Below are 9,932 nucleotides of genomic sequence, written 5' to 3'. Positions count from 1 at the left end.
TCGCTCAAGCGAAGCAACGGCGTTTTAGTGTCGCTATCTTTCAGCAATCACTCACAAACAGACGGATCGAATTCACACTTCGCTTGGAAGCACGCAGGCATCGCGGACTTTATATAGGATATCGGGTTTGTTAGGCGTTTTCTACGCGTTTCTACGCAGTGATCGGTACCGTCGATCGTTTATAAATAGCTGCTCCCGGTCTGATGATGAACACTTCCAAAGCCCCAGTCGCGAGAACTCGGTGCGGTCGCTGCGGTCCTCAGTCGCTCGCGTTGTCGCCGGCGGCTCTGCCGCCGGCTGCCAGAGGGACCTTCGGTTCCCCACTGCTCGCTCCTTGCGGTCCTTGTGTCCCGCGCCTTCGTCCTCGCGACTGCCCCTTTGAGTCCCACCCCGCCCCGCAACCGCACCTCACGCCTCCCCAGCCTCGTCGGACCGGCGCTGCTGCGCCGGTCCGACTCCCTCGCGGGCTGCCTCGCGGTCGCCGATGGCGACCGCTCGCAGGCACGCCACCGCTCCTGCCGCCCTCTTTTGACTTATAAATAGATCGCCGCTTCAGTAATAGATCGCCGCTTCAGTCGTCGTCGCGCGCGTCCTCGACCACTTGCACGAACTCGCGGGCCGTTTCGGTGATCTCGTCGTAGTCGCCGCGCGCGGCGGCGTCGTAGTCGACGAGCGCGCCGCCGGCGCCGACGGCGAACGCGCCGGCGTTTATATACTCCGCCGCGTTGTCCGGGCCGACGCCGCCGGTCGGCATCATCGGGATCTGGCCGAGCGGGCCCTTCATGGCGCCGAGGTGGGACGGACCGACGGTCTTCGCGGGGAAAACCTTCACGAAGTCCGCGCCGGCCTCGTAGCCGCGGATCGCCTCGGTGGGGGTCATCACGCCGGGGGCGGAGACCGCGCCGTAGCGGTTACACGTCTCGATGACGTCCTCGTGGAGGCTCGGGGAGACGACGAACTCCGCGCCGGCCAAAAGCGTGGCTCTGGCGGTCTCGCTGTCGAGGACGGTCCCGGTGCCGACGACGACCTCGTCGCCGAACGACCCCGCGACCTCGCCGAGTTTCTCGCCCACGTCGGGCGTGTCCGCGGTGATCTCGACGGCGGTGACGCCGCCCTCGCGGAGCGCGTCCGTGATCCCGATGAGCTGGTCGGCCTCGACGCCGCGTAACACGGCGACGACTCCGCTGTCGACGAGTCGCGAGAACGTCTCGTTCATACGGCCCCCTTCACGAGCGGCGACTTAAATACGGGTGGACGCGGCTCGCTCCCGTCGGCGGTGGTTGGGGGTGGTCCGTGCGAGTCCACGTCACGAAACCGACCGGATTCCGGGTCGATACCGCCGATCCGCCCGCGACGAAACACTACCCTTTTGACCCTGCTATCGGTAACAACCGGTATAATGGGCCGACGCAAGAAGATCGTTCAAGAATGTCAGCGGCTGATGGACACGCCGGAGAACATCCGGAACATCGCCATTGCCGCCCACGTCGATCACGGAAAGACGACGCTCTCAGACAACCTGCTGGCCGGTGCCGGCATGATCTCCCAGGACACCGCGGGCGAGCAGCTCGCGATGGACACGAAGGAGGACGAGCAGGAGCGGGGAATCACCATCGACGCGGCGAACGTCTCGATGACCCACGAGTACGAGGACACCAACCACCTCATCAACCTCATCGACACGCCGGGCCACGTCGACTTCGGGGGCGACGTCACCCGCGCGATGCGCGCGGTCGACGGCGCGCTGGTGGTCGTCGACGCCGTCGAGGGCGCGATGCCTCAGACGGAGACGGTGCTCCGGCAGGCGCTCCGTGAGGGCGTGAAGCCAACGCTGTTCATCAACAAGGTCGACCGCCTCATCAGCGAGCTACAGGAGGGGCCCCAAGAGATGCAGGAACGGCTGATGTCGGTCATCGCCGATGTCAACGAGCTCATCCGCGGCATGGCTGAGAACATGGACGACATCCCCAAGGACTGGACCGTCTCCGTCGAGGACGGCACGGTCGGGTTCGGCTCCGCGCTGTACAAGTGGGGCGTCTCGATGCCGTCGATGCAGCGGACCGGCATGGACTTCGGCGACATCATGGAGCTCGAACGGAACGACAAGCGTGACGAGCTTCACGAGCGTACGCCGCTGTCGGACGTCGTGCTCGACATGGTTTGTGAGCACTTCCCGAACCCGGTCGACGCGCAGCCCCGTCGTGTGCCGCGCATCTGGCGCGGCGATCCCGAATCGGAGCTGGCCGACACGATGCGGATGGTCAACGAGGACGGCGAGGTCGTCTTCATGGTCACCGACATTTCCATGGACCCGCACGCGGGCGAGATCGCGACGGGCCGCGTCTTCTCCGGGACGCTGGAGAAGGGCCAGGAGCTGTACGTCTCCGGGACCGCCGGCAAAAACAGGATCCAGAGCGTCGGGCTCTTCATGGGGAGCGAACGCGAGGAGGTGGACCGCGTCCCGGCCGGCAACATCGCGTCCGTCACCGGACTGCGTGACGCCATCGCCGGTTCTACGGTCTCCTCCGTGGAGATGACGCCGTTCGAGTCGATCGAGCACATCTCCGAGCCGGTCATCACGAAGTCCGTCGAGGCACAGAGCATGGACGACCTGCCGAAGCTCATCGAGACGCTCCAGCAGGTCGCCAAGGAGGACCCGACGATCCAGATCGAGATCAACGAGGACACGGGCGAGCACCTCATCAGCGGGCAGGGCGAGCTCCACCTCGAAGTGATCACCCAGCGTATCCGCGACAACCAGGGCATTCCGGTCATCACCGGCGAACCGATCGTCGTCTTCCGTGAACAGCCACAGGAGGAGTCCCGCGAGGTCGAGGGACAGTCGCCGAACCGGCACAACAAGTTCTACATCACCGTCGAGCCGATGTCGCAGGACATCGTTGACGCCATCCAGCTCGGCGAGGTCTCGATGGATATGCCCGAGTTGGAGCGCCGCGAGGCGCTCCAAGAGGCCGGCATGGACAAGGACACCTCCCAGAACGTTGAGGACATCCACCGGACGAACATCCTCATCGACGACACGAAGGGTATCCAGCACCTCAACGAGACGATGGAGCTCGTTCTGGAGGGGCTTCAGGGCGCGCTCGACGACGGGCCGCTCGCCGCCGAGCCCGTGCAGGGCTCGCTGTTCCGGCTTCACGACGCGAAGCTTCACGAGGACACCATTCACCGGGGTCCAGCACAGGTCATCCCCGCAGTCCGCGACGCGATCCACCGCGCGCTGATCGACGGCGAGGTCCGCCTGCTGGAGCCGATCCAGGACGTGCGGATCGACGTACCCTCGGAGCACATGGGTGCGGCGTCCGGCGAGATTCAGGGTCGTCGCGGCCGCGTCGACGACATGTACCAGGAGGGTGACCTCATGGTCGTCGAGGGCATCGCGCCCGTCGAGGAGATGATCGGCTTCTCCTCCGACATCCGCTCGGCTACCGAGGGTCGCGCGTCGTGGAACACCGAGAACGCGGGCTTCCGCGTGCTCGTTGACAACCTCCAGCGCGAGAAGATCATGGAGATCCGCGAGCGCAAGGGAATGAAGCTGGAACTGCCGTCGTCGATCGACTACATCTAGTTCGGTCGTCGCGGTCGCGGTTTCTCTTCCGTTTCCCTCGACCCGTGAACTGTGCCGTTCGTTGACACGGGATAAAGAAAGGCAACGCCTGCCATCGCCGAAGGCTTATACCTCATCGCCCGACTCCTATCGAACATGCAGACGGGCACGACTCCCGCTCGGCGCATCGGAACGGAGCCAGCATGCGGTCGCTCCGCGCCGACTACAGGAGCGTGTCGAGCGACGTGCGATGCCGCGAGCAACGGCATGTGCGATGCCACGAGCAACAACAGTCACTCGGGGGTGTCGGCGTGAGCGACGCGAGAGACGGGTCACCGAACGCCTCGGAGGAAGAGGACGGGGATCCGTCGGCCGATGGCGGACACGCCGAAGCGACCCCCTCGACACACACGGTTCGGCTCGAACTCGTGGACGAGCCGGGGCAACTGCTCGCGGCACTCCATCCCATCGCGAACAACGGCGGCAACCTCCTCTCGATCTACCACGAGCGGGGGAACAAGACGCCCCGCGGTCGGATCCCGGTCGAAGTCGACTTCGAAGCAACCCAAGACCGGTTCGAGGGGATCGTTGAGGCCCTTCGAAGCGAGGGCGTGAACGTGATGCAAGCTGGCACGGAGCGATACGCCGAGGAGGTGACGCTGCTTCTGTTCGGGCACCTCATCGATACGGACCTGTCCGACACGCTCTCGCGGATCGAGGGCTGTGCGTCCGCGTCGGTCGCGGACGTGTCGCTTGCCGCCCCTCAGGGTACCGAGGAAGCATCGAGCGCGCGGCTTCGACTGGAAGCGCGCGCCGGCGAGACGGAGCGGGCGCTCGCGGCCGTCCGGGAGCTCGCGGAGGAGAAGGGGCTACGTCTCGTCGAGCCGCTCACGGGGGTGGACGCGTGAGACTCGCGGTCATCGGTGCGGGCGCGGTCGGCCGATCGGTCGTCGACCTCGCCGGTGAGTACGGCCACGAGGTCGTCGCAGTCGCGGACTCCTCGACCGCGGTCGTCGCGGACGGGGCGAACGGGGGGGATCACGGGATCGACGCCGAGGCCGTCGTGACTCGGAAAGCGGAGTCCGGGATCGTCGGCGATGACGATCCCGAGGACGCACTGGCGGCCGACTACGACGTCCTCGTCGAGGCGACGCCGACGACGCTCGGGGACGCGGAACCCGGATTTTCCCACGTCGTCTCCGCGCTGGATCGCGACCGCCATGCCGTGTTGGCGAACAAGGGGCCGGTCGCAGAGCGATTCGCCGACCTGCGAGCGGCCGTCGACGACAGCGACGGCGAGATCCGGTTCGAGGCGACGGTCGGCGGAGCGATACCCGCGGTCTCGACGGTCGAGGACATCGAACCGGGACACGTCACCGCGGTCCGCGGCGTCCTCAACGGGACCGCGAACTTCATCCTCACTCGGATGGCGGCCGAGGGGCTCGACTACGATCACGTGCTCGCGGAGGCACAGGATCTCGGTGTCGCCGAGGCCGACCCCGCCTTCGACGTTGATGGGACTGATGCCGCACTCAAATGCGTCATCCTCGCGAACGTACTCTCGTTCGGTGCGGCCGACGACCCCACTGACGCGCGGGAGTTCACGCTTGATGACGCCGACGTGGAGGGGATCCGAGACGTGCCCGGCTCCGCGCTCCGACTCGCGGCCGAGGACGGTCGGACGGTCCGACTGATCGGCGAGGCCACCGGAGAGACGGTTCGCGTCGCGCCCCGCCTCGTCCCCGAGAACGGAACCCTCGCGGTCTCCGGGACGCAGAACATTGTTCAGATAGAGACCTCCCATGCCGGCCGGCTCAATATCTCCGGACGTGGTGCGGGCGGTCCGGAGACCGCGAGTGCGGTGCTCGGGGACGTCGGTCGGCTCGAATAGCGACTGACCGGGCAACGGAGCGCCCAGCGTGTTTCGACCGCTGCCGGGTGTATGAGGTGTCTTCACGGTTCTACGCCGGATCGTCTCGCCCTGTCGAGTGTTCTAAACTCGTTCCGTGTGGTGCGGTGGCAAGAACCACTGTACGGCGTTGTCATGGTCTGTGGACCGTATCGAAACCGTTTTAGTGGGATCAACCGAAAACGTACTCACACAACGCCTTAGCGCGTGATTACCCCATGAGTGACAAACCGCACCAGAATCTGGCCATTATCGGCCACGTCGACCACGGCAAAAGCACGCTCGTGGGCCGACTCCTCTTCGAGACGGGGAGCGTCCCCGAGCACGTAATCGAGCAGCACCGCGAGGAAGCAGAAGAAAAAGGCAAGGGCGGCTTCGAGTTCGCCTACGTGATGGACAACCTCGCCGAGGAGCGCGAGCGTGGCGTCACGATCGATATCGCCCACCAGGAGTTCGACACCGACGAGTACTACTTCACCATCGTCGACTGTCCGGGCCACCGTGACTTCGTGAAGAACATGATCACGGGTGCCTCGCAGGCAGACAACGCGGTGCTCGTCGTCGCGGCCGACGACGGCGTCGCGCCACAGACTCGTGAACACGTGTTCCTCGCCCGCACGCTGGGCATCGACGAACTCATCATCGCCGTCAACAAGATGGATGTCGTCGATCACGAGGAGTCCACCTTCAACGAGGTCGTCGAGGAGGTCAAGGAGCTTCTCAACCAGGTCCGGTTCCAGACCGACAACGCGAAGTTCATCCCCATCTCGGCGTTCGACGGCGACAACATCGCCGAGGAGTCCGAGAACACGCCTTGGTACGACGGGCCGACGCTGCTCGAAGCCCTCAACGACCTGCCCGAGACGGAGCCGCCGACGGACGCGCCGCTTCGGCTCCCCATCCAGGACGTCTACACCATCTCCGGTATCGGGACCGTCCCCGTCGGACGCGTCGAGACCGGAATGCTAAACACGGGCGACAATGTCTCCTTCCAGCCGTCCGACGTGGGCGGCGAAGTGAAGACGGTCGAGATGCACCACGAGGAAGTGCCGCAGGCCGGTCCCGGCGACAACGTCGGGTTCAACGTCCGCGGCATCGGTAAGGACGACATCCGCCGTGGTGACGTCTGTGGTCCCGCCGACGACCCGCCGAGCGTCGCCGAGACGTTCAAGGCGCAGGTCGTCGTCATGCAGCACCCGTCGGTCATCACCGCCGGCTACACGCCGGTCTTCCACGCCCACACGGCGCAGGTCGCCTGTACGATCGAGGAGATCAACCAGAAGATCGACCCCTCGTCGGGCGAGGTCGCCGAGGAGAACCCGGACTTCATCAAGTCCGGCGACGCCGCGGTCGTCACTATCCGCCCGCAGAAGCCGCTCAGCATCGAGCCCTCGGGCGAGATTCCGGAACTCGGCAGCTTCGCCATCCGCGACATGGGTCAGACCATCGCGGCCGGCAAGGTGCTCGAAGTCAACGAGCGATAATCGATGCAGCAGGCACGCGTCCGCCTCGCCGGCACGAGCCCCGAGGACCTCGACGACATCTGCGACGACGTCCGCGAGATCGCGGACTCGACGGGAGTCGCCCTGTCGGGCCCGATCCCGCTGCCGACGAAGACGCTCGAGATCCCGTCGCGAAAGTCCCCGGACGGTGAGGGGACGGCGACGTGGGAGCACTGGGAGATGCGCGTCCACAAGCGTCTGATCGACATCGACGCCGACGAACGTGCGCTCCGCCAGCTCATGCGCGTCCAAGTGCCCAACGACGTCAGCATCGAGATCGTTCTCGAAGACTAAGCGCTAGGGCAACTCCGCGGGACGCCCTCTTCGTTTTTTTATTCCGGTAGCGCCGCGGCCGTCTCGACCGTTCGATCGACGGTGTCTCTAGTCTCGGTTCGACCGGGTCATCGCGCGTCCAGCACTCCGGCTCGCCCGGCGGTGAGCCCGACGAACGCACCAGTCGCGTGAGCGATCAGCGCGACGCCCGGCGCGGCGGTCACGAGCGTTAAGACGACTGCGAGCGCTGCGAAGAGGGCGAACTGTGTACGCGGCGTGAGTCGCAGTCGGTCGAACAGGGTGGTTGTGACCGCGTTGCCGGCGAGTAGATAGCCGCCAAGCGCAAACACCGCGCCGCTGATCCCGAGCACCGCGGGCGACGCGCCCGCGAGTCCACCGAGTATGACCTGTGCGACGCCCGCGAGTCCGCCGGACGCGATAATAAAGGCGTGAAATCGGAGGCGGGTCGTCCGGCGCTCGACGAGCGGGCCGAGAAGCAGGAGCCCGACCGCGTTCGCCAGCAGATGGCCGACGGAGCCGTGCGCGTAGACGCTCGTGACGACGGTCCACGGGGCGACCGACAGGGGGGTCGACAGCGCGAACACCCACGCGAGGCCGACGACGCTCAAGCCGGCTTGGACGACGCCGACGAGACAGACGATCGCGAGCGTCTCAAGCGTGGCACGCATCGGGGTGGGGTACGTGCCCAAGCCTCTTAACTCCGGTCGCAGCCGACCGTCTCGAACCGTTCGAGGTGGCGGCCGGCGGCCACGGGGAGCGAGTCGGTTCGGAAGGGCCTATTACCCCCAGTACCGAACGGCCGGTATGTTCAGGCAGTTCCGGTCGGAGGTGTCGTCGGCGCTCGCCGACGCGCTCGCGAGCCTCGACCTCCCGACCGACGACCTCGGTATCGAACGCCCGCCCGACGACATGGATGCGACGCTCGCCTCCAGCGTCGCCTTCCGGCTCGCCGGCGTCGTCGGCGACGCGCCCCCGAACGTCGCGAGCGACGTCGCCGGCGCGGTCGACGTCGAGGGCTACGACTATCTCGTCGACGTCGACACCGCTGGCCCGTACGTCAACTTCCACGCGGGCGAGCGGTACCTCGCCGACACCCTCGGATCGGCGGCCGACGACGAGGCGTACGGCAGCCTGCCCGACCGCGATACGACGACCGTCGTCGAGCACACGAGCGCGAACCCGACGGGACCGGTCCACGTCGGGCGCGCCCGGAACCCGATCGTCGGCGACGCCGTGGCGAACGTGCTCGAATATGCCGGCTACGACGTCGACCGGCACTACTACGTCAACGACGCAGGCCGACAGATGGCCGTGTTCACGTGGGCTTACGAGACGTTCGACGAGGACGATCTGGACGACGAGCCCGCCCGCGACCGCGTCGAGTACGACCTCGTCCGCTACTACCGCAAGGGAAACGAGTTTCTGGAGAACGCCGACCCGGACGCCGTTGAGGCCGCGGAAGCCGAGATATCGGCGATCCTTCAGGGGCTGGAGGGGGGCGACGAGGCGACCTACGAGCGCGTCGGTGAGGTCGTCGACGCGGTACTCGGCGGGATGAAGGGCTGTCTCGCACGGCTCCCGGCCGAGTTCGACGAGTTCGTCAAGGAGACGCGGTTCATGCTCGACGGGTCGACCGACGACGTGGCCGATCGGCTCAAGGAGACGGAGTACGCCGTCTACGAAGAGGACGCGTGGCAGCTCGAACTCGACGACTGGGGGATCGACAAGAACCTCGTTTTCCTCCGGTCGGACGACACGAGCCTCTATACGACCCGCGATCTGGCTCACCACGAGTGGAAGTTCGAGAACTACGATCGCGCGGTGACCGTCCTCGGCGAGGACCACAAGCTACAGGCCGACCAGCTCGACGCGACCCTCGAACTCCTCGGTAACGACGTCGACCAACTGGGTCACGTCATCTACTCGTACGTCAACCTCCCCGAGGGGAAGATGTCGACTCGGAAGGGGACCGGCGTGATGCTCGACGACTTACTCGACGAGGCGGTCGATCGCGCCCGGGCGGCGGTCGAAAGCCGGATGGACGACCGGATCCGCGACGATGACCTCACCGAGGAGGACGTAGAGCGGATCGCGCATCAGGTGGGGATCGGCGCGGTTCGCTACGACATCGTCTCCAAACAGCCGGCGAAGGCGATCACCTTCGAGTGGGAGGAGGCGCTCGACTTCGAGGCACAGTCGGCCCCGTACGTCCAGTACGTCCACGCCCGGTGTTGCGGGATACTCGACGAGGCTGAAAGCGCGGGGATCGCCGTTCCGGGCGTCTCGGACCCCGTCGACGTCGACGTGGCGGCCCTCGAAACTGACGCGGCTCGCGAACTCCTCCGGGAAGTCGCGCGCTTCCCCGCCGTCATCGAGTCAGCCGCCGAGGACCTGGAGCCGCACACTGTCGCCACGTTCACCCGCGAGTTCGCCGAGGCGTACAACGCGTTCTACCGCGAGTGTCCCGTGTTGACCGCCGAAAGCGACGAGTTGCGGGACGCGCGGCTCGCAGTCGTCGCCGCCGCCCGCCACACGATGGCGAACGCGCTCGACGCGCTCGGCGTCGAGGCCCCGGAGTCGATGTGACCGTCGAGTTCACGTAACTGGTCGGGAGAGACCCCCTCGCTCCGTGATTCCGAACGAACCGCGCCGTTCGACG

Annotated in this window: 8 protein-coding genes; 6 read left to right on the top strand and 2 right to left on the bottom strand. The window is 66.2% G+C overall.

The annotated features are described in order from the left end of the window. Positions 1-571: 571 nt before the first annotated feature. The gene (locus J2751_RS10750; RefSeq protein ID WP_209485933.1) at positions 572-1,216 is read right to left on the bottom strand and encodes a bifunctional 4-hydroxy-2-oxoglutarate aldolase/2-dehydro-3-deoxy-phosphogluconate aldolase; all 645 of its coding nucleotides are present in this window, start codon (positions 1,214-1,216) and stop codon (positions 572-574) included. Positions 1,217-1,399: 183 nt separating this feature from the next. Here J2751_RS10750 and J2751_RS10745 point away from each other — a divergent pair, with 183 nt between their 5' ends. The 5 genes from J2751_RS10745 to rpsJ all read left to right on the top strand — a co-directional run bounded on the left by J2751_RS10745 (position 1,400) and on the right by rpsJ (position 7,273). After that, positions 1,400-3,589: an elongation factor EF-2 gene (locus J2751_RS10745; protein ID WP_209485931.1), complete on the top strand. Its 2,190-nt coding sequence runs from the start codon at positions 1,400-1,402 to the stop codon at positions 3,587-3,589. A 290-nt stretch (positions 3,590-3,879) separates the two neighbouring features. Next, the gene (locus J2751_RS10740; RefSeq protein WP_209485929.1) at positions 3,880-4,476 is read left to right on the top strand and encodes an amino acid-binding protein; all 597 of its coding nucleotides are present in this window, start codon (positions 3,880-3,882) and stop codon (positions 4,474-4,476) included. Then, positions 4,473-5,459: a homoserine dehydrogenase gene (locus J2751_RS10735; RefSeq protein WP_209485927.1), complete on the top strand. Its 987-nt coding sequence runs from the start codon at positions 4,473-4,475 to the stop codon at positions 5,457-5,459. The genes J2751_RS10740 and J2751_RS10735 overlap by 4 nt, the downstream gene beginning before the upstream one ends. Positions 5,460-5,695: 236 nt before the next feature. Beyond that, on the top strand, positions 5,696-6,961 hold the full coding sequence (tuf, locus tag J2751_RS10730) for a translation elongation factor EF-1 subunit alpha (RefSeq protein WP_209485925.1): 1,266 nt from the start codon (positions 5,696-5,698) through the stop codon (positions 6,959-6,961). Between the two features lie 3 nt (positions 6,962-6,964). After that, entirely contained in the window at positions 6,965-7,273 is a 309-nt protein-coding gene (rpsJ, locus tag J2751_RS10725) for a 30S ribosomal protein S10 (RefSeq protein ID WP_004048854.1), read from the top strand. A 107-nt stretch (positions 7,274-7,380) separates the two neighbouring features. Here the strand turns inward: rpsJ and J2751_RS10720 are convergent, their stop codons facing one another. Next, positions 7,381-7,941 (bottom strand): rhomboid family intramembrane serine protease, encoded by a 561-nt coding sequence (locus J2751_RS10720; RefSeq protein ID WP_209485923.1) that lies wholly within the window; start codon positions 7,939-7,941, stop codon positions 7,381-7,383. A gap of 136 nt (positions 7,942-8,077) precedes the next feature. Here J2751_RS10720 and argS point away from each other — a divergent pair, with 136 nt between their 5' ends. Beyond that, on the top strand, positions 8,078-9,859 hold the full coding sequence (gene argS / locus J2751_RS10715; protein ID WP_209485921.1) for an arginine--tRNA ligase: 1,782 nt from the start codon (positions 8,078-8,080) through the stop codon (positions 9,857-9,859). Positions 9,860-9,932: the final 73 nt, after the last annotated feature.

The sequence above is a fragment of the Halorubrum alkaliphilum genome (assembly GCF_017873815.1).
GTDB classification, from domain to species: domain Archaea; phylum Halobacteriota; class Halobacteria; order Halobacteriales; family Haloferacaceae; genus Halorubrum; species Halorubrum alkaliphilum.
The sequence above is the reverse complement of the archived record's forward strand: the minus strand, read 5'-3'. Positions and strand labels throughout refer to the sequence as shown.